13 protein-coding genes, 1 tRNA gene, 1 rRNA gene and 1 riboswitch are annotated in these 20,719 nt (G+C 50.9%); of the genes, 6 read left to right on the forward strand and 9 right to left on the reverse strand.

The window, feature by feature from the left end:
* Positions 1 to 2: 2 nt before the first annotated feature.
* Together modB and modC are read left to right on the forward strand one after the other, a co-directional pair.
* Positions 3 to 695 carry a molybdate ABC transporter permease subunit gene (modB, locus tag LGV68_RS09970; RefSeq protein WP_038127823.1) on the forward strand — a complete coding sequence of 231 codons (693 nt, stop codon included), beginning with the start codon at positions 3 to 5 and terminating at the stop codon, positions 693 to 695.
* Positions 692 to 1,801 (forward strand): molybdenum ABC transporter ATP-binding protein ModC, encoded by a 1,110-nt coding sequence (gene modC, locus LGV68_RS09975; RefSeq protein WP_252536674.1) that lies wholly within the window; start codon positions 692 to 694, stop codon positions 1,799 to 1,801. The genes modB and modC overlap by 4 nt, the downstream gene beginning before the upstream one ends.
* Before the next feature lie 50 nt (positions 1,802 to 1,851).
* Here the strand turns inward: modC and LGV68_RS09980 are convergent, their stop codons facing one another.
* The 5 genes from LGV68_RS09980 to LGV68_RS10000 all read right to left on the reverse strand — a co-directional run bounded on the left by LGV68_RS09980 (position 1,852) and on the right by LGV68_RS10000 (position 6,726).
* Positions 1,852 to 3,114 (reverse strand): hydroxymethylglutaryl-CoA reductase, encoded by a 1,263-nt coding sequence (locus LGV68_RS09980; protein ID WP_047457962.1) that lies wholly within the window; start codon positions 3,112 to 3,114, stop codon positions 1,852 to 1,854.
* Positions 3,115 to 3,234: 120 nt separating this feature from the next.
* Positions 3,235 to 3,519 (reverse strand): hypothetical protein, encoded by a 285-nt coding sequence (locus LGV68_RS09985; RefSeq protein WP_020329302.1) that lies wholly within the window; start codon positions 3,517 to 3,519, stop codon positions 3,235 to 3,237.
* Between the two features lie 57 nt (positions 3,520 to 3,576).
* Positions 3,577 to 3,738: a hypothetical protein gene (locus tag LGV68_RS09990; protein ID WP_020433698.1), complete on the reverse strand. Its 162-nt coding sequence runs from the start codon at positions 3,736 to 3,738 to the stop codon at positions 3,577 to 3,579.
* 194 nt (positions 3,739 to 3,932) lie between these two features.
* Positions 3,933 to 6,086 carry a YccS family putative transporter gene (yccS, locus tag LGV68_RS09995; protein ID WP_172566399.1) on the reverse strand — a complete coding sequence of 718 codons (2,154 nt, stop codon included), beginning with the start codon at positions 6,084 to 6,086 and terminating at the stop codon, positions 3,933 to 3,935.
* 166 nt (positions 6,087 to 6,252) lie between these two features.
* The gene (locus LGV68_RS10000; protein ID WP_354668708.1) at positions 6,253 to 6,726 is read right to left on the reverse strand and encodes an ATP-binding cassette domain-containing protein; all 474 of its coding nucleotides are present in this window, start codon (positions 6,724 to 6,726) and stop codon (positions 6,253 to 6,255) included.
* 3 nt (positions 6,727 to 6,729) lie between these two features.
* Between LGV68_RS10000 and rrf the strand changes: the two genes are divergently transcribed.
* Together rrf and LGV68_RS10010 are read left to right on the forward strand one after the other, a co-directional pair.
* Positions 6,730 to 6,845 (forward strand): 5S ribosomal RNA (rrf, locus tag LGV68_RS10005).
* Between the two features lie 32 nt (positions 6,846 to 6,877).
* Positions 6,878 to 6,954, forward strand: a tRNA-Asp gene (locus LGV68_RS10010).
* A 753-nt stretch (positions 6,955 to 7,707) separates the two neighbouring features.
* On the opposite strand, the gene LGV68_RS10015 is transcribed toward LGV68_RS10010, so the two are convergent.
* The gene (locus LGV68_RS10015; RefSeq protein ID WP_020332203.1) at positions 7,708 to 9,051 is read right to left on the reverse strand and encodes a sodium:proton antiporter; all 1,344 of its coding nucleotides are present in this window, start codon (positions 9,049 to 9,051) and stop codon (positions 7,708 to 7,710) included.
* A 194-nt stretch (positions 9,052 to 9,245) separates the two neighbouring features.
* Here LGV68_RS10015 and metH point away from each other — a divergent pair, with 194 nt between their 5' ends.
* Positions 9,246 to 12,926 carry a methionine synthase gene (metH, locus tag LGV68_RS10020; protein ID WP_238854545.1) on the forward strand — a complete coding sequence of 1,227 codons (3,681 nt, stop codon included), beginning with the start codon at positions 9,246 to 9,248 and terminating at the stop codon, positions 12,924 to 12,926.
* Positions 12,927 to 13,009: 83 nt separating this feature from the next.
* On the opposite strand, the gene lysC is transcribed toward metH, so the two are convergent.
* Entirely contained in the window at positions 13,010 to 14,359 is a 1,350-nt protein-coding gene (gene lysC, locus LGV68_RS10025; protein ID WP_020433254.1) for a lysine-sensitive aspartokinase 3, read from the reverse strand.
* A gap of 107 nt (positions 14,360 to 14,466) precedes the next feature.
* A riboswitch (Lysine riboswitch) is annotated at positions 14,467 to 14,644 on the reverse strand.
* A 175-nt stretch (positions 14,645 to 14,819) separates the two neighbouring features.
* Between lysC and LGV68_RS10030 the strand changes: the two genes are divergently transcribed.
* Positions 14,820 to 15,941, forward strand: a complete 1,122-nt coding sequence (locus LGV68_RS10030) for an alanine--glyoxylate aminotransferase family protein (RefSeq protein ID WP_020433253.1) — start codon at positions 14,820 to 14,822, stop codon at positions 15,939 to 15,941.
* 34 nt (positions 15,942 to 15,975) lie between these two features.
* On the opposite strand, the gene LGV68_RS10035 is transcribed toward LGV68_RS10030, so the two are convergent.
* Complete coding sequence (locus LGV68_RS10035) at positions 15,976 to 17,754, reverse strand: PglL family O-oligosaccharyltransferase (protein ID WP_252536676.1); 1,779 nt, start codon at positions 17,752 to 17,754, stop codon at positions 15,976 to 15,978.
* 71 nt (positions 17,755 to 17,825) lie between these two features.
* A complete protein-coding gene (uvrA, locus tag LGV68_RS10040) occupies positions 17,826 to 20,648 on the reverse strand; it encodes an excinuclease ABC subunit UvrA (protein WP_203345004.1) in 2,823 nt (940 codons plus the stop codon).
* Positions 20,649 to 20,719 lie beyond the last annotated feature (71 nt).

Raw genomic sequence — 20,719 nt, forward strand, 5'->3', positions numbered from 1 at the left:
CGCTGCTAAGCGACTACGAATTAACGGCACTCCTGCTCAGCCTCAAAGTGGCTGGGTATGCCGTATTGTGGTTGCTGCCAATCGGCTTGGGTATTGGTTGGTTGCTGGCACGCAAAGAGTTCGTGGGCAAAAGTGCGCTTGATAGCTTAGTGCATCTGCCATTGGTGCTGCCGCCGGTGGTGGTGGGTTATCTGCTGCTGATATCCATGGGCAAGCAGGGCGCTATTGGCCAGTGGCTGGATGCCTGGTTTGGTATCTCGTTCAGCTTTAGCTGGCGTGGTGCCGTACTGGCGTGTGTGGTGATTGCTTTGCCGTTGATGGTTCGTTCCATCCGGCTCAGCCTGGAAAGCGTGGATCCTAAACTTGAGCAGGCGGCCCGCACGCTAGGCGCATCGCCGCTTAAAGTGTTTGCGACCATTACGTTACCGCTGACGTTGCCGGGCGTGATTACGGGGGTAATGCTTTCATTTGCCCGCAGCCTTGGTGAGTTTGGTGCGACCATCAGTTTTGTCTCGAATATCCCCGGTGAGACGCAAACTATTCCGTTGGCGATGTATAACTTTCTGGAAACGCCGGGTGCAGAGATGGAAGCAGCTAGGCTGTGCACTATTTCCATTGTGATTGCACTGCTTTCACTCTTTATCTCTGAGTGGGTCAGCCGAAGAATGAAACGTAAACTGGGGGTCAGCCGATGAGCGCGTTGCGAGTGCAGTTTACGAAAACCTTAGGCTCAACCAAACTTGATGTGTCGCTGACGCTACCAGGCAAGGGGATTACCGCCATCTTTGGCCGTTCTGGCGCAGGCAAAACCTCGTTGATTAACGTTATCAGCGGGTTAATTTCGCCAGACAGCGGCGAGATAACGGTTCAGAAACGTGTGTTGTTCAGCCGCGAACGAGGCATCAATCTGCCGATAGAAAAGCGCCGGATTGGCTATGTGTTTCAGGAAGCCAGATTATTTCCACACTACACGGTGCGCGGTAATCTGAATTACGGCGTGCGCGAGAAAGATGCCAACTATTTTGCTTCGGTTGTTTCCCTGCTGGCACTGGACCCTTTGTTAGATCGTTATCCGAGCGCGTTATCAGGTGGTGAGAAGCAGCGCGTGGCGATTGGACGGGCGCTACTGTCTAAACCCGATTTGCTGCTTATGGATGAACCGCTGGCTTCACTGGATATGCCCCGTAAACGTGAAGTGATGCCGTTTCTTGAGCAGTTGGCGCAGCAAGTGGAAATTCCAATCCTGTATGTGACGCACAGTATGAATGAGATTCTGCGTCTGGCCGAACATCTGGTGGTGCTTGAGCAGGGCAGTGTGGTGGCTTCGGGGCCGATTGAACAAGTCTGGTCATCGCACAGCATGCGTCCGTGGCAATCGTTCAGCGATCAGAGCACGCTCTTCTCCGGTAACATCGCCCAGCATCATCCCCAATTTGGCTTAACTCAGATTATGCTGGCTCCGCAAGTGGGTCTTTGGGTGCAACAGGTGGATGGAGAGCTGAATGCGCCGATTCGCTTACAGATTCGAGCCAACGATGTCTCAGTGACACTCGATAAACCCGGCAAGACCTCCATTCGGAATATTCTTGCTGCGCATATTGCGAATATTGAGCACCATCAACAAGGTGAACATAAGAAAAGTATTGCTCTGAAGCTGGAACTGGCTCCGGATTGCTTCTTGTGGGCGACCATCACCGAATGGGCGTTGCAGGATCTCGCACTACAACCGGGTATGGCGGTTTACGCGCAGATCAAAGGGGTGAGCGTATCCCAGCGCGATGTCGCATTAAGTCATGTATGACAAAAAAGCCTTCTGATACAGAAGGCTTTTTTTATTAGGAAGTGATTTGGTTAGCCACGAGCCAGTTTGTGGTGCGCACGCGAGAAATGACCTGCGCTGAATGCGCCAACGATGGACAGTTCACCAGCCAGACATAGCCCGGCCGCAACTTCCGCCAAGGCTCGGGCATGACCATTGCCAGCTAAACCAAGAATATCGAGACAGGCTTTCTGGCTCGGTAAACCCGTACCGCCGCCTACAGTACCGACCATCAGATTCGGCAGGGTGACGCTCGCATAAAGGCCGCCGTGCTTGTTCACTTCCATGCGGGTAATACCCACTGCGGATTCCGCCACACAAGCCGCATCCTGACCACAAGCGACGTAGAGTGCTGCCAGCGCATTGGCGTAATGCGCATTGACACCGATGCTACCGCTCAACGCGCCCCCGAGCGTGGTCATGTGCCCAAACTGGACCATCTTTTCCGGAGTGGTGTGCAGATACTTTTTCACCAGCGCTGCAGTCAGATGGATTTCAGCGGTGACTTTTTTTCCGCGCACACTGCGCAGTACGTGGCTGTTGGCCTTTTTATCACCAGACAGGTTTCCGTCCAGAAATGCGTACTCAGGTTCAATCGGCGAATGCTGCATGATGAATTCAAACACGGCGTTGGTGGCAATCGTCACCATGTTTTGCCCTGACGCATCTCCAGTCAGATACTCAAACACCAGATAGACATGATTGCCTTCCAGAGTCACGTTGATGTCATGCAGTTTGCCGTGCGCCGTGGTGGATTGGGCGATCGACTTAAAAATATCGTATTGCGTGGTCACCCAAGCGACAAATTGTCCGGCCTGCGCCAGATTATAAAAGGCAAATACCGGAGTTCGGCTCACGCCTTCATTGAGCAGCATTGCACTGGCACCGCCAGCGGCGGTGAGCAGGCGGCTTCCACGATGATAAGAGGCCACCAGTGCTGCTTCGGTGGTCGCCAATGGGACAAGGTAATCGCCATTGGCATGCAGCCCATTGATGCGAAGTGGCCCGGCTACGCCAACTGGTACTTTCACGGTGCCAATGAAATACTCGATATTTTTTTCGTATGCCGTCATCTGCTGTTCAGTGACCGGATCAAACAACGCGTCTTGCGCACTGCTTAATGCCAGCTTCTCCCAACGTTGCTGAACATGCTTCTCGGTGAGCGCGGGGCTAGAGGTCAGTTTGGTCGTGGGAAGCGTGTGCTTGGGTTCTAGTGCAGAAGTGAACTGTTCGGTCGTTAATGCTTGCTGTAGAGCACTGGCACCTTCACGACGCTGCAGATTTAGTTTTGGCATAGCGATACTGATTCAAAAATTTGGGTGCATTGTACCGATGAGCGGCGCAAACTCAATGTTTCGACACACACACTGACAATTTGCACAAAACGGGAGAGAGAAAATGGGAGACTGTGGGAGTCAGACGCTGATATCAAGCAGACTGCCGATCATATCCTGATCGCGCTGCAAAACGTTGGTGCCAATGCGGCCGTATTGCTGGGACTGATTCAGTTTGATGAGAGGATCAACGGGATCGTTACGGCGGGGTTTATCGAGCTCAACTTTATTGAACTCCATGGCTTTATCGGTGATGTCGACAGGATTGTAAGCTTTGTTTTGCTGAATTTCGCGCGCAGCATCCTCAGCCATTTTGGATGACTGTTGGATGATCGAATATCCCGGTTGTACGGCTGAAACAGGCATTGGTTTTCCTCTAGACTGTTAAAAGCTTAAGTTCGGATATTCGAAAGTGCAAGTTGCTCAGGAAAACAAGCTCGCAATGACATCCATCTCTTCGTCGGTCAATAAGCTGGTTTGTTCTTGTTCCAACGAATGACGAATTTCGCCCTGCAACGATTTCAGCTGTTGCGGCGTCATTAACTTTAACTGTGATTTCAACTGTTCAAACTGGATGGTATTCATACTCACGCTCTGACTACTGCGACTCTTCGGAAACAATCCTTCGTATTCATATCCCATGGCCGTCTTACTCTGTAAGATTTTTCTGAGTACAAAAATAGTATTTGAACGATGTTTTTTTGTCCGAACATTGTCAGGGTTTATCCAACAAAACGTTAAAGAGAGCCAATTTGGCTCCCTTTAAACTTGTTGCATATTTAACCAACTCGAACCGCAAACTTGCTGGCCAGCGAATGCAATTCCGGCAGCATTCGATAGATAAGATGCAGTTGTTGGAGCACCATACGTGCGGAGCTGTCATCTTCTTCCCGCCATTCTGCCAGTCTCTTTTCCAGCCCGGAATCATCAATCGTGCTGGTATCGCAATCACCGCAGTGAGTGAAGAGCTGCTGATACAAAACGTCCAGATGTTGGTGGATAACGCGGTGAGAATCGAGCACGAGTTGATGGACGATTTCATCATCAATGCGAGTACGATGGGCGCCCAACGCAGAAATGTAGCTCAGCAGCGCGTGGTTCAGCGTCAGAAAACGGAAACTCTCGTCTGTTGCGGTGCGATATTTTCCCGGCTCTGCCAGCATGTTACTAACCGCCGCCGCCAACGCGGCATCCTGATTGTGCGCGTTACGACGGGCGATACGGTAAGTCAGGTTATCTTTTTTACCAATCCGATACTGGCCGATGATCTGCCCCAGATACTGTTTATTGGCGTCAATCGCATCGGCCATCACTTTGTGTAGTCGTTTAGATTGCCAGTCCGGCAGGATAAAGATAACCGCGCCAACCGCCAATGCGCAGCCAATGAGAGTATCGGCCAGGCGCGGCAAGACTACTGCAAACCCTTCACCCAATTGGTTGAAGCAGAACAGTACCAGCAGCGTGATAAAGCCGGTCGCGTAGCCGTAGTTGTTGAGTCGGAAGGCAAAGAACATCACGCCGGAAAAGACGATCAACACCAACTGACTTTCCTGAGAAGGGAAGAATGTCAGCAATGGCACACCAATCAGTAAACCAGCCAATGTGCCGATAATCCGGGATGTGAGCTTTTGACGCGTCGCCGCATAGTTGGGCTGACAAACAAACAGGGTAGTGAGCAGAATCCAGTAGCCACGTTCCAGTCCGAGTCCCTGCAAAATGCCGTAACCCAGCGTCAGTGCAATCGACATGCGTACTGCATGGCGGAACAGCAAGGAATCTCTGTTCAGGTTAGCTTTAATACGCAGCCACATGGTTTTGAGCGTGTGGGCTTCGGTATCATCCAGCACATCTTCTTCCGGTTTGGAAACATCCGGGTTGGAAACGTTGCTGAGCTGCTTTTCCACAGTGGCGAGGTTATTGAACAGATAGCCGAGCTGGGCGAGCAACATCTTCCATTCCGGCCGTTTTTGTTCCTGTAAATGAGTCAGAGAAAGTTGCAGTTCATCCAGCGCCAATACCGATTCGCTGCCATGTTGGTAGCTGCGGCCAATACGTATCGAATGAGCGATTTCGCGGCACGCTTTGGCCTGAGTTTCCAAGAGATGCTTAAAACGGAACAGGACATCGGTGCGACCAAAATTGTCGGCCAGATCCTGATAGCGATAGTGTGTGGAACTGGCTCGCTCATGAATATCCTGAGCCAGAAAATAGATTTTCAGAAAGCGGTCACTGGCACTGTCGACATGACCGCGTTTCGAACGGGTGAGAAACGTCGCTTTGGCTTGGTTTAATGCGTTAACGGTGGCCGCATTCAGGTTGGCTTCGGTAATACGATACGGCTGCGGAACCAAGTTAGATACCGGGTGGAACAGCTTGGATTTTGCGTCAAAGTAGTTGGCTAATTGTACGAAGACATTAGCGAGATCTTGTTGTACCGGCTGCATTGGCCAGAACGCATGCCAGATCATCGAAACCAGATAATACCAGGCGCTACCCGTCAGCAGCAGCAGCGGTTGGAACCAGATGTTGGTGCTTTGGTGGGCACCCAACATCGTGTAAATGGCGATCAGCAAGGAGCCAAAAGCAATACTGGCGTAGCGCGAACCCATCGCGCCGAGCATGATAAAACCGAAGGTCGAGATAAACAGACCAATCGCAAACAGTAGTGGGGTGCGGAACAGAATTTCAATCGAAAAGGCGGCGACCGCAAAACAGATAAACGTCAGTGTGATCGCCTTAAGACGACCAGTAAAGCTGTCGTCTCGCTCGGCGAGGGCGGCAGCGATCACCCCCAGAATAAGCGGTGTGACCCAGGTATTGAGATTGTAATGCCAGGCAGGGATCACCACGCCAAGCAAGGTAATCAGGATCAGTACACAATAATTAATGGTTTTATTGGCCCAGTAGAGCCGAATTTGATTGGGTAGCTGCACAGTGATTCGTTTACGCCAGACGGAAAAATGTGATTTTAGCAGAAGCTGGGTGTCAGAATCTGATCGAGAATAAAAATATTTTATTTTCCATATAGTAAGACGTTTTCACATGGCAAAAAGAAAGCGACAGTTTTGACCCTGTCGCTTTCATTAAGAGGTGAAATGTTTACTGCACCACTCTCACTTTGCCGTGGCGCAGGTCATTGAGCACCATCTCTTTCGGGCCGTCGGCGATGATGCAGCCTTTCTCCATCACAATCACCCGGTCGACCACATCCAGCATGGTGGTTTTGTGGGTGATGAGCACCAGTGTTTCACTCGGGGTGAGCTGACTCAGTTGATGTTTGATTTGCAGCTCAGAGCGGTTGTCCATCGCGCTGGTGGGCTCATCCATCAGCAGCACGGGCGGACGGCCGAGCAGGGCGCGGGCAATGGCGACCGCCTGACGCTGACCGCCGGAGAGCAGCAGGCCGCCTTCACCGACCTGACGCTCCAGTCCTGCCGGGTCTTGTTGGGTAAACACGGTCACGCCGGCGCGGTTGGCAGCGTCCATCACGTCGCGGTCGTCAGCCAGCGGGCGCCCGAGGGTGATGTTGTCGCGTGTTGTGAGAACGAAAACAGCTTTCCGAATTTTAAGAATTTGCTTGGCGACCATAGCGTTTTGGACCCACCTGATTCCATTCCGAACTCAGAAGTGAAACGAAACAGCGTCGATGGTAGTGTGGGGTTTCCCCATGTGAGAGTAGAACATCGCCAGGCTTTAAATTTAGACTCTTGAGTCTAACCAGTGCGGAGCGGTAGTTCAGTTGGTTAGAATACCGGCCTGTCACGCCGGGGGTCGCGGGTTCGAGTCCCGTCCGCTCCGCCACTTATTTAAGACCTCAGCAGCAATGCTGGGGTTTTTTGCTATCTGGGGAGTGGGTAAACCTCCACACTCTCCGGCCTCACTGAGCGCTTCGCTCTCCTCTTTCTCTCTATGCCCCAGCGCTTTGTCGCTCTTAAGCGTTATTCCTAACGGGTCGCTACCTATTTCAGGCTCTTACCCCTTTGCTTTGTTGTCATCGCGCCTCTGTTTGGTAAAGATAGATAGACTTCGCTACCCTTACTCTGCAGTGGCAAGGTTTTATTCATACCGACACTAATAAAGAGTTTCCCCTTCTCAATACCGACCTATTTGCATACCTGCTTCACTAGCATCAAACTCGACTAATCACAAAGGAACATCGCTCATAGGCGTTTCTGGCTTTGGAGCTGACTTTTGGATAAGAACAGCGGCTCGTTTGTCTGGTTTAGATCTCCTGCCTGTCAGCAATATTATTAGATTCCTGAATCTTTCATCGATTGATGTGTATCCTGGTTATTTGCCAGTCGTGGTATGGCGAATGTTTATGACTCAGTCACTTTTGTTTCACACAAGAGAGAAGATTAAAACTAATAATATTCATGCAGCTCTAGGCTCCATGTTCTGGCTGCAAATGAGAAATGAGGATCTTCGAAGAAGGGATAGTAGTGATAAATTCGGTAGGAAGATGTGAAGATAAAGTTATGTGCGTTTTCAAGATAATAAAAAAGCAGTAACCGAAGTTACTGCTTTTCTGCTTTATTTTAAAGGCGGGAGGGATTAAACGTTCTGTTCCTGCTGCTCTTTTGGTTGCGCTTCTTTGTTCAGAGCGACTTGCTGTTCCAGTTCCATCTCTTTTTCAGCTTTCTTAGCTTTTTCAATCATTGGCGTAATGGTCGAGCCTTGAACCAGAATTGAGAATACCACCACAGCGTAGGTCATCACCAGAATCAGTTCTTTTACATCGATCAGTTTGTCTGGAATGATCATCATGCCGGATGGAATAGACAATGCCATCGCCAGTGCAAGACCACCGCGTAGACCGCCCCAAGTCAGAATTTTAATCGACCAAGGGTTGTATTTGCGGTAGCGCTTAAATCCAATGTAAGACACGAACACACTCAGGTAGCGAGCGCACAGTACGAGTGGAACCGCGATTGCCATCATGATCCAGTCTTCTTCGTGGAATTCAAACAGCAGCATCGACATACCGATCAGCAGGAACAGCACGCCGTTAAGGAATTCGTCAACCAGTTCCCAGAAGTGGTCCAAGTGTTCTTCACTCTCTTTAGAGAAGCCGATGAAGCGAGTCCAGTTACCGATCATGATGCCTGATACGACCATCGCCAGCGGCCCAGAAACGTGAATTACATCGGCGAAGACATAGCCTGCGGTTGGGATACCGATGGTGAGCAACAACTCCATCGAGTGGTCGTCAGTGGCACTGATTAAGTAGTGGAACAGCAGACCTAGCAGGAAGCCGTAGAAGATACCGCCCATTGCTTCTTGAGCAAACAGACCGACAACACTGCCGACCGTCGGAGCTTCATGGCCAAACGCGATAGTGAAGATCGTTACGAAGATAACCAGGCCAAAACCATCGTTAAACAACGATTCGCCTTCGATCTGAGTCGAAATACGTTTCGGAGCGTTGAGCTTTTTCACGATGGCCAGAACGGCGATAGGGTCGGTTGGGGAAATCAGTGCACCAAACAGCAGGCAGTAGACCAGATCAAAGTGAATACCGATAAGCTGACAGAAGGCATACAGGCCAAATCCGATGAAGAAGGTTGAGAAGAGTGTCGCACCCAGCGCTAAAACCGTAATTTCCCACTTTTGATCTTTCAGGTTTGGCAGTTTGATGCCAAGACCACCGGCGAACAGCAGGAAGCCCAGAATACCTTTCAGCAGGAAGTTTTCGAAGTTAATACTGGTGACTGTTTCAGTGGCAATTTGAGTCAGATGAAACCAGTCATTTTGACCGGCGATAAGGATAAGTAAGGAAAGCAACATGGAACCTGCGGTGATCGCAATCGTGGTTTGCATCTTACCTATCTTACTGTTTAAAAAGGCGATCATCATTGCCGCAGCAGATAGAAAGCACAGAGTATAGTAGACCGACATTTTCTTCTCGTTGTGTAACAAAATATGAACGAAATTGTCCTTCGATGCTGGGTAAATAGCAAACACTTTTTTATGTACACTTTTATCAGTTCGAGGTGGAATAAGTTAGTGCCAATTAGCTATTTTAGACGTCTAGATTTCTAATCAATGTGTGATAGGATGTCGGAAAAGCAAAAAAGGAATGAGGCTGTATTGTGGGAACTAATGTAAGACACCAAATCGAATCGCAACTTCAACAGCGTATCTTACTGATCGACGGTGGTATGGGCACCATGATCCAGGGATATAAGCTGGAAGAGCAGGACTACCGCGGCGAACGTTTTGCCGATTGGCACAGCGACCTGAAAGGGAACAACGACCTGTTGGTGCTTACCCAGCCTCAGCTGATTAAAGAGATTCACTCCGCTTATCTGGAAGCCGGGGCGGATATTCTTGAAACTAACACCTTCAATGCCACCACCATTGCGATGGCTGACTACGACATGCAGTCGCTGAGCGCCGAGATCAACGTTGCAGCGGCGAAGCTCGCTCGCGAAGCAGCGGACGAATGGACGGCGAAAACGCCGGATAAACCTCGCTATGTCGCCGGTGTTCTTGGCCCAACCAACCGCACCTGCTCTATCTCTCCGGATGTGAACGACCCGGGTTATCGAAATGTGACCTTTGATCAACTGGTTGAGGCGTATTCTGAATCGACTCGCGCACTTATTAAGGGCGGCAGCGATCTCATCCTGATTGAAACCATCTTTGATACGCTGAACGCAAAAGCGTGTGCTTTCGCGGTCGAGTCGGTGTTTGAAGAATTAGGTATTGAGTTGCCGGTGATGATTTCGGGCACCATTACCGATGCCTCTGGCCGCACCTTATCGGGTCAGACGACCGAAGCTTTTTACAACGCGCTGCGTCACGTGCGCCCAATTTCTTTTGGCCTTAACTGTGCGTTGGGCCCTGACGAGTTGCGTCAATATGTGGAAGAACTGTCGCGCATAGCTGAGTGCCATGTCTCCGCTCACCCTAACGCAGGCTTACCAAACGCCTTCGGTGAATACGATCTCTCGGCCGAAGAGATGGCCGAACATATTGAAGAGTGGGCAAAAACGGGGTTCCTGAACTTAGTGGGTGGCTGTTGTGGTACGACGCCTGAGCACATTGCTGCGATGGCGAAAGCCGTTGAAGGCGTCAAGCCTCGCGCTTTGCCGACACTCAATGTGGAATGTCGTCTCTCTGGCCTGGAGCCGCTGAACATCGCGAAAGAAACCTTGTTTGTGAACGTAGGTGAACGCACCAACGTGACGGGTTCAGCTCGCTTCAAGCGCCTCATAAAAGAAGAACAATACGACGAAGCGCTGGATGTCGCGCGTGAACAGGTCGAAAACGGCGCGCAAATCATTGATATCAACATGGACGAAGGCATGTTAGATGCTGAAGCCTGTATGGTGCGCTTCCTTAACTTGTGTGCGTCTGAGCCGGAGATTTCGAAAGTTCCGGTAATGGTCGATTCATCCAAATGGGAAGTTATCGAAGCGGGCCTGAAATGCATTCAGGGCAAAGGCATCGTGAACTCCATTTCCCTCAAAGAGGGCAAAGAGAAATTTGTTCAGCAGGCGAAACTCGTGCGTCGCTACGGTGCTGCGGTGATTGTGATGGCGTTCGATGAAGTTGGCCAGGCCGATACTCGTGAACGTAAACTGGAAATCTGTCGCCGCGCTTATCATATTCTGGTCGATGAAGTCGGCTTTCCGCCAGAAGACATCATTTTCGACCCGAACATCTTTGCGGTCGCAACGGGTATCGATGAGCACAACAACTATGCGCTTGATTTTATTAACGCGGTAGCGGACATCAAACGCGATTTGCCGCACGCCATGATCTCCGGTGGCGTATCCAACGTGTCGTTCTCCTTCCGTGGCAATAACTATGTGCGCGAAGCGATCCACGCCGTGTTCCTGTATCACTGTTTCAAAAACGGCATGGACATGGGCATCGTGAATGCCGGCCAGCTGGAAATTTACGACAACGTGCCAGAGAAGCTGCGTGAAGCGGTCGAAGATGTGATTCTAAACCGTCATAACGATGCGACTGAGCGCTTACTGGAAATTGCCGATGAGTACCGTGAAAATGCGGTTGGCAAACAGGATGATGCTTCTGCACTTGAATGGCGTACCTGGCCGGTCGCCAAACGTCTGGAACATGCGTTGGTCAAAGGGATTACTGAGTTTATTGTTGAAGACACTGAAGAAGCACGCGTCAATGCCAGCAAGCCACTGGAAGTGATCGAAGGTCCGCTGATGGACGGCATGAACGTCGTCGGTGACCTGTTTGGTGAAGGCAAAATGTTCCTGCCTCAGGTGGTGAAGTCGGCGCGCGTGATGAAGCAAGCGGTGGCGCATTTAGAGCCGTTCATCAACGCTGAAAAGCAGTCAGGATCAACCAACGGCAAGATCCTGCTCGCGACAGTGAAGGGCGATGTGCATGACATCGGTAAGAACATTGTCGGTGTGGTATTGCAGTGTAATAACTACGAAATCATTGACCTTGGCGTGATGGTGCCGTGTGAACAGATCCTTAAAGTGGCACGTGAGAAAAACGTCGATATCATTGGTTTGTCTGGCCTGATTACACCATCGCTGGATGAAATGGTACACGTAGCCAAGGAGATGGAACGCCAAGGGTTTGATTTGCCGCTGCTGATTGGTGGTGCGACGACCTCGAAAGCGCATACCGCGGTGAAGATTGAGCAGAACTACCATCAGCCTGTGGTGTATGTAAACAATGCCTCGCGCGCGGTGGGGGTGTGTACTTCACTGCTGTCTGACGAATTGCGTCCGGCCTTTATTGAAAAATTGAACCTGGATTACGAACGTACACGTGATCAGCATGCGCGTAAAACGCCGAAGACTCGTCCGGTAACACTCGAGGAAGCACGTGCGAATAAGGCGCCGATTGATTGGGGCAGCTACACACCACCCGTTCCGGCCAAACCCGGCGTTCACGTATTTGAGCACTTTGAGCTATCTACATTGCGTCAGTACATCGACTGGACGCCATTTTTCATGACCTGGTCGCTGATGGGCAAATACCCGGCGATCTTGCAACATGAAGAAGTGGGCGAAGAGGCTCAGCGTCTGTTTAAGGATGCCAACGAATTGTTGGACAAGGTTGAGCGTGAAGGCTTACTGAAAGCCAGCGGTATGTGTGCGCTGTTCCCGGCGGCGAGTGTGGGGGATGATATTGAAGTGTACCGCGATGAGTCGCGTACGGAAGTGGCCCACACCCTGTATAACCTGCGTCAGCAAACCCATAAGCCGAAAGGGGCGAACTACTGCTTATCGGATTACATTGCGCCCAAATCAAGTGGTAAAAAGGATTGGATTGGGGCATTTGCGGTCACGGGCGGTATTGGCGAACGTGAACTGGCGGATCAGTACAAAGCACAGGGTGATGATTACAACGCGATCATGATTCAGGCGGTGGCCGACCGTCTGGCCGAAGCGTTTGCTGAATATCTGCATGAAAAAGTGCGTAAGGAAATTTGGGGCTATGCGTCTGACGAAAACCTGTCGAACGATGAGCTGATTCGCGAAAAATATCAGGGAATTCGTCCGGCACCCGGTTACCCAGCGTGTCCTGAGCATACTGAGAAAGGTACCTTGTGGGAGATGCTCAAGGTTGAAGAGACGATTGGCATGTCGCTGACTACCAGTTATGCGATGTGGCCGGGCGCATCAGTGTCGGGCTGGTATTTCTCGCATCCGGATTCACGCTACTTTGCCATTGCGCAGATTCAGGATGATCAGGTGCAGAGCTACGCTGAGCGCAAAGGGTGGGATAACCTTGAAGCCGAAAAATGGTTGGGGCCAAATATCAACGGCTAAGCACTGAAACAACAAAGTACAGAAACAACAAAAGGTCACCTGAGGGTGACCTTTTGTTTATGCGTTTTGCTAACGAAACCCAATTATAGCTCGAACAGATCCTGATGCAGTTTCTGAATCACATTCTTTGAAACAGGTGCATCAACCAAGAAGCAGAGGTTGTGATCGCTGGCGCCGTAACAGATCATGCGCAGGTTGAAGTCACCCAGAGTGCTGAACACTTGCTTGGCGTAGCCTTTGGTCTCCATCTGGTTGCCGATCAACGCCACCAAACACAGATTGTGTTCCACTTCGACTGTCGCCAGTTCTTCCAATTCGGCCCGCGCTTCTTGAGGTAGTTCCGGCGCGCCACCAGACGTGTCGGTTTTATCCAGAGTCAGCGACACACTGATCTCTGAAGTCGTGATCAGATCGACGGAAATTTTGTACTTGGCCAGAACTTCAAACACTTTAGCCAGGAAGCCGTAGGCATGAAACATCTTGGCGCTGCGCAGTGTCACCATGGTCTGGTTGCAGCGCAGAGCCAGCGCGCGAAACTGTGGTGAGTTTTCCACTTCCTGACGAATCCAGGTACCGCCTTTTTCCGGTTCTTTAGACGAACCGACAAACACAGGAATGCCGTGACGAATCGCCGGAACCAGCGTGGAAGGGTGCAGGATTTTAGCGCCAAAATTGGCCATCTCAGACGCTTCGCTGAAACTGATCTCCGGGATTGGCGCTGCTTTAGGCGCAATGCGTGGGTCTGTAGTGTAGATGCCCGGTACGTCAGTCCAGATCTCGAGGCCGCTGGCTTCAACGGCTTCAGCAATCAAGGCAGCTGAATAGTCACTGCCGCCACGGCCCAGCGTGGTGGTGTTACCTTGCTCATCTGAGCCGATAAAGCCCTGCGTGACGACCACATGTTGCTGGCACAGCGGCACCAGCGTTTGTTTGGCCAGACGTTTGATCTCATCAACCTGCGGTTCCGCGCGACCATAATGATCATCGGTGCGTAAGACGTCACGAATATCAAAACGCACCGCATCGACGCCGCGTTCACGCATCAGCTGCGCCAGAATATAAGTCGACATCAGTTCGCCGCAGGCAACCAGATGATCGGTCAGTTTCTTACTGGATTGGAACGAGGCCGCTTCAGCAGCGCTGGCCACGCTGTCTAAAATGGTGTGCACCTCTTTTTCGACCTGAGTCGGGTCCGCCAACTGGTCAATAATCGCATCATGAATATCCGCCAACTGCTTTACGATTGCCAGACGCTGTTCAGCTTCCTGCACACCGTTTGCCAATTCCACCAATAGATTGGTCACACCAGAGCAGGCGCTGCTTACGACTAGTTTGGTTTGTGGATTATTTTCGATGATGGCAGAGCAACGGCTCATCGCTTCAAAATTCGCAACACTTGTACCGCCAAATTTGGCGACATTGAATGCACTCACGGCATTTCTCCCAGACTTCCCAGAAATTAAAATGGTTGGTAATCCAACGTCCAATGTTTTGAAGAGAGTGTTCTTAGAGCAAAAAAGAGAGGTGTACTTTGAAAGGTTTCCTCAGAAGCTCTTCATCAGCATAGTACTGATGACAGTTGAAGGGATTCAGCCCGTTCAACCGACAAACCAGAACCACAATTCTGATCCATCTCGGCACTACTCCCCCTGAGTGTTCTGTATTGGAGTTGAGGCTCCACAAAACACCTGCCTGGGCAGTGCTCCTCTTCTGCTAGATAGCTCACACATTGAACGGGTTTATGTGCTTATTGTCAATCGTAAATTTCTCACTCAATGAAAATAATTATTCAGTGAATGTGACGCTGGTTCGACCTCTAGACCTCAGTCGAATTGTCGCGTTGGGGGATTTCGATTACCCTTGTTTTTCATCCCCCCCAAGCAAGGAGCATTTATGACTATCCGTAGTTTCATTCCCCCACATCGTATTCTGATGGGCCCTGGCCCCTCGGATATTTCTCCGCAGGTTCTGCAGGCACTCAGTCGCCCAACGGTGGGCCATTTGGATCCACTGTTTGTGGGGATGATGGATGAACTCAAACAGCTGTTGAAATACGCGTTCCAGACTGAAAACGACTTTACCATTGCGGTTTCCGCACCGGGCAGCGCGGGGATGGAAGCGTGTTTCGTCAATCTGGTTGAACCGGGTGACAAAGTGATTGTGTGCCGCAACGGTGTGTTCGGTGAGCGTATGCGCGAGAACGTCGTGCGTTGTGGTGGCGAAGTTGTCGTTGTGGATGATGAATGGGGTAAACCTGTCTCGGTGGAGAAAGTGTCCGCGGCGATTGCGCAGCATCCGGATGCCAAAGTTCTGGCGTTCGTACATGCTGAGACTTCTACCGGTGCTTGCAGTGATGCCAAGGCGCTGGGCGCGTTGGCGAAACAGCATGGTATGCTGACAATTGTTGATGCGGTGACGTCATTGGGTGGTGTGCCTTTGCTGGTGGATGAATGGCAACTGGATGCGGTGTATTCCGGTAGCCAGAAGTGTTTGTCGTGTGTTCCGGGCCTTGCTCCGTTGACCTTTTCAGTCAAAGCGATTGAGAAGATACAGTCACGCACCACACCTATTCAGAGTTGGTTCCTCGATCAGAGCTTGGTTTTAGGGTATTGGAGCGGGCAGGGTAAACGCAGCTACCACCATACGGCGCCGGTGAATAGTCTGTATGCGCTGCATGAAGCGTTGTTGATCCTGAAAAATGAAGGGTTGGAGAATGCTTGGGCTCGTCATCGTAAGATGCACGATAAACTCAAAACAGGTTTGGAGCAGTTGGGACTGACGTTTGTGGTGGATGAAGCCAGCCGCTTGCCACAACTGAATGCGGTGTACATTCCTGAAGGTGTCGATGACGCTGCGGTACGCACCCATCTGCTCAATGAATACAACCTAGAGATTGGTGCAGGACTGGGGGCTTTGGCAGGCAAAGCGTGGCGCATAGGCGTGATGGGCTATGGTGCAAGAGCAGAAAATATAGCCTTGTGTCTCAAAGCCCTGGAAGAAGCGCTGACGCAATAAGTGACAATAAAAAAGGTGGCCGGAGCCACCTTTTTTATTCCTCGTCGCTCTCCTCGTACGATTGAGCTGTCGAGACCGCGCTCGAAGGCGGTACATATTGCACGTTGGCGAACTCTTTATCCGGAAACAGAAATTCAGCTTCAGTGCGGATCTGTTCAGCGCGGCTATGATCGCCTAATCCCTGATATGCAAGGATCAGATTGTTGTAAAACGCCGGGCGTGGCTTGTGTTTGATGATTGCCAATGACCAATCGATGTAGGGCTGAATATACTGCGGCTGTTGGTTGTACAAACCGATATTGAGGTACGTACTGTAAACATCCCAGTCGTAACGATCTTGCCAGACGACCGGATTCGTCACTTTGTTGAGAATTTCCGGATCCCTGGGTTGTGAGGTCTCAAACTTCGTCAGCACGTAATTGGTGTGCAGAGCGCTGAGCATGTAGATCGTTGTGAGAAACGGCAGCAGTATGCTGGCGATACGCAGTGCGGATTTACTGAACTTGCTAAAACGAGCGAAGCGATATTTGGCGACCCGTTGATCGATCCAAAACAACAGAATAATAAACGTAATCCAGTGAATGGCTGAGTGGTAAAACGGATATTCGAGCTGGCTGTGCAGTGTAATGGGTAACAACAGAGCAAACATAGCCAGTCGGGTGCCTTTCTTAGCGGACCGGATACGCATTAAGACGAATCCGGCTGCAATCGCCATACCCAGAATCGGCAGCAGGCCACCTTCTACACCCCAGTACAGCGTTTCATTATGCGGATGGTCCATAGATGGCAGGCCAGGATGATAATTGCTGTTGAGCTGGTGCTGACGAGCCGTGTAGAGCATATATTTGGCTTCGAAGTTCCCGTAGCCGTAGCCGGTAAAGGGCTTTTCAATCAGCATATCCAGCGCTTGCGGAAAAGTGTAGCGCCGCGGACTGTTTAAATCGGCTTTGTCGGCCGCAAGCTGACCATTATTTCCAACCTGTAAGGCGGCAAAACCAATCAACAAACCTGCGATACTGGCCAGAATCCAGTTGATAAATCGCTGACGCGGTGAAAAACGGTAGATATAAGGCAGGATCAGAGCGATACCTAATAGCGCCGATAACCAACCCGTACGAGAAGCCAGCACGACTAACAGCGGCAGCGTCATCACCGGAGTGAGATACAGCAAACTGACTTCGCTGAGGTGTTTGTTGTATTTCTTCGGCTGACGGGCCAGCAGGTAGCCAGACAGCACCAGTCCTGTCGCGAGGAAGCTCGCCATCACATTAGGTTGCTGGAAAATGCCGTAAGGTCGGTTGGCTATCGTATTGTAGCCAAAGATATTGCCCGGTTTGAGTTCAAAGTACTGGAACAAGCCAAAGGCGGCTTCAATCAGACAGGCCAGAACGATGTACCACAGCAGACGCTGTTTATGCTTATTACTGAAATAGAACTGCTGCAGCACCACAAATAGCAGCAATCCGGCCCACAGTCCGGTAATGCGGCTCAATGCTCCTTGCCAATAGGCGTTGGAGTAAAACATCGGCAGAGTCATGATCACACTGCTGATCAAAAACACCACCGTCAGTTTGGAATAACGCAGTTTGCGATAGGTTGCGAGCTGATAGAGGCCAATGGCGAGGGCAAAGCTCAGCACTAGCCAGGTGGTGGCATTGAATGACAGCGCTAATCCGGCACCGCCCGGATTGGGCATAAAAAAGTGCATCGCGAGCAAGTACACGCAGCCTAACGCAATCAGAAAAGGTTTATTCAACGGAACACTGGGCGCTTGTGGTTCCAGTTGAGTGCCACTCAGTAACAATGTTGCCATAACGTCTCACAACCAAATGGAAAAAAGAAACCAGCGTCAGACCGCTGGTTTCGTCACTTTACCGCTTTTTTCTATTTCAACATAGGCTTAAGGAAGCGAGCCGTATGCGATCCTTCGACCTGCGCCACATCTTCCGGTGTACCTTGGGCGATGATTTCTCCCCCACCTTGTCCGCCTTCAGGGCCTAAATCGACAATCCAGTCGGCGGTTTTAATGACATCCAGGTTGTGCTCAATCACCACCACGGTGTTGCCGTTATCTCGCAGGCGATGCAATACATCGAGCAGTTGCTGAATATCATGGAAGTGCAGACCTGTGGTTGGTTCATCCAGAATATACAGTGTTTTGCCTGTGTCGCGTTTGGACAGTTCTCGAGCGAGTTTCACCCGCTGCGCCTCACCACCGGAAAGAGTCGTAGCGGACTGGCCAAGACGAATGTAAGACAGACCAACATCCATCAAGGTTTGCAGTTTACGGGCGATCACCGGTACTGGCTCAAAGAATTCGCGCGCGTCTTCCACGGTCATCTCCAGCACTTCATCGATGGTTTTGCCTTTGTAACGCACTTCCAGCGTTTCGCGATTGTAGCGCTTGCCCTTACATACATCACACGGTACATACACATCCGGCAGGAAGTGCATTTCCACTTTGATCACCCCGTCACCCTGACAGGCTTCACAACGCCCACCACGAACGTTGAAACTGAAGCGACCCGGTTTGTAACCTCGTGAGCGAGATTCTTGCGTGCCGGAAAACAGTTCGCGGATCGGAGTAAAGATCCCGGTATAAGTGGCCGGGTTTGAACGTGGCGTACGACCGATTGGGCTCTGGTCGATATCGATCACTTTATCGAAATGTTCCAGACCTTTGATCGACTTGTACGGTGCAGGTGTCGAGGTGGTCGCGCCATTCAGCGCAATGTGCGCAATATTAAAGAAGGTATCGTTGATCAGCGTCGACTTACCAGAACCCGATACCCCGGTAATACAACTGAACAGGCCCACCGGAATCGACAGATTGACGTTCTTCAGGTTATTGCCGGTTGCACCGATCAGTTCAACCGTTTTCTTGGCATCGCGTGGTACACGCTGCTTCGGTACCTCAATGGCTTTAACGCCGCTCAGATACTGGCCTGTCAGCGAGTTTTTGTTGGCAATGATTTCTTCCACTGTGCCTTCTGCGACGACGGATCCGCCATGCACACCCGCACCCGGACCGATGTCAATCACGTGATCGGCCAAGCGGATCGCATCCTCGTCGTGTTCAACCACCAGAACGGTATTACCCAGATCGCGCAGATGATTCAGGGTTTTCAACAGGCGTTCGTTGTCGCGCTGGTGGAGACCAATTGACGGTTCATCAAGTACGTACATCACGCCCACCAGACCGGCACCAATCTGGCTTGCCAGACGAATACGCTGCGCTTCACCGCCAGACAACGTTTCCGCACTGCGCGACAGATTGAGATAGTTCAGACCGACGTTGACCAGAAATTGCAGTCGATCGTTGATCTCTTTCATCACTTTTTCGGCAATCTGTGCACGCTGTCCTTCCAGACTCAGCGTCTGAAAGAAAGCCAGAGCATCGGCGATGCTGAGCTCGACGATTTGCGGCAAAGTGGTGTCATTCACGAAGACGTTGCGCGCTTCAAGACGAAGGCGAGTCCCTTCACAGCTTGCACACGGTTTGTTGGAAATGTATTTCACTAGCTCTTCGCGTACTGAGCTCGACTCGGTATCACGGTAGCGACGTTCCAGTGTGTTCAGAATGCCTTCAAACGGATGACGTTTGACGCGGATGTCACCACGATCGTTAATGTATTTGAATTCGACTTCCGTGCGGCCAGAACCTTGCAGGATGATTTCCTGTGTTTTCTTTGGCAGCTTGTTGAATGGCGTATGCAGATCAAACCCATAGTGATCTGCCAGCGACGTCAGCATCTGAAAGTAATAGTAGTTTTTCTGATCCCAACCACGAATGGCGCCTTGAGCAAGACTCAGGCTGGCATCCTGAATGACCCGGTCCGGATCGAAATATTGTTGAACCCCCAAACCGTCACAAGTCTGGCAGGCGCCTGCTGGGTTGTTGAATGAGAACAGACGTGGTTCAAGCTCTCGCATACTGTAACCACAATGCGGGCAGGCGAAATTGGCTGAAAACACGTGTTCTTCACCATCGCCTTCCATCGGTGCCACCACCACGATCCCGCCGGACAGTTCCAGTGCGGTTTCAAACGATTCAGCCAGGCGTTGCTGCAGATCGCTGCGTACTTTGAAACGATCCACCACCACTTCAATGGTGTGTTTTTTGTGTAGTTCCAGTGTCGGTGGATCGGAAAGATCGCAGGTTTCCCCATCGATGCGGGCGCGAATAAAGCCTTGCGCGGCCAGATTTTCCAAAGTTTTAACGTGTTCGCCTTTGCGCTCTTTCACGATAGGGGCCAGCAGCATCAGCTTGGAGCCTTCCGGCATCTCCAGCACTTTATCCACCATCTGACTGATGGTTTGCGCGGCCAGCGGCACTTTGTGTTCCGGACAACGTGGTTCACCAACGCGGGCGTATAACAGACGCAGGTAGTCGTATACCTCAGTAATCGTACCGACGGTCGAACGCGGGTTATGGGAGGTAGATTTCTGTTCAATAGAAATTGCTGGTGATAGACCCTCAATATGGTCCACATCCGGCTTTTCCATTAATGACAGAAACTGACGCGCATAAGCTGACAGGGATTCGACGTAACGGCGTTGCCCTTCGGCATACAGAGTATCGAACGCGAGCGATGATTTACCCGAACCAGATAGGCCCGTGATCACAATCAGTTTGTCGCGCGGAATCGTCAGATTGATGTTCTTCAGGTTATGGGTACGAGCACCACGTACTTCGATTTTGTCCATCAGATTTGCTCTATGTCATACCAAGTCGAACAAGTATTACATAGAGTGAGATTTGTGCAAAGAAGTACTGG

Origin of the sequence: Vibrio sp. LQ2, assembly GCF_023920125.1 — a bacterium.
In the GTDB taxonomy this organism is placed as follows: Bacteria; Pseudomonadota; Gammaproteobacteria; order Enterobacterales; family Vibrionaceae; genus Vibrio; species Vibrio fluvialis.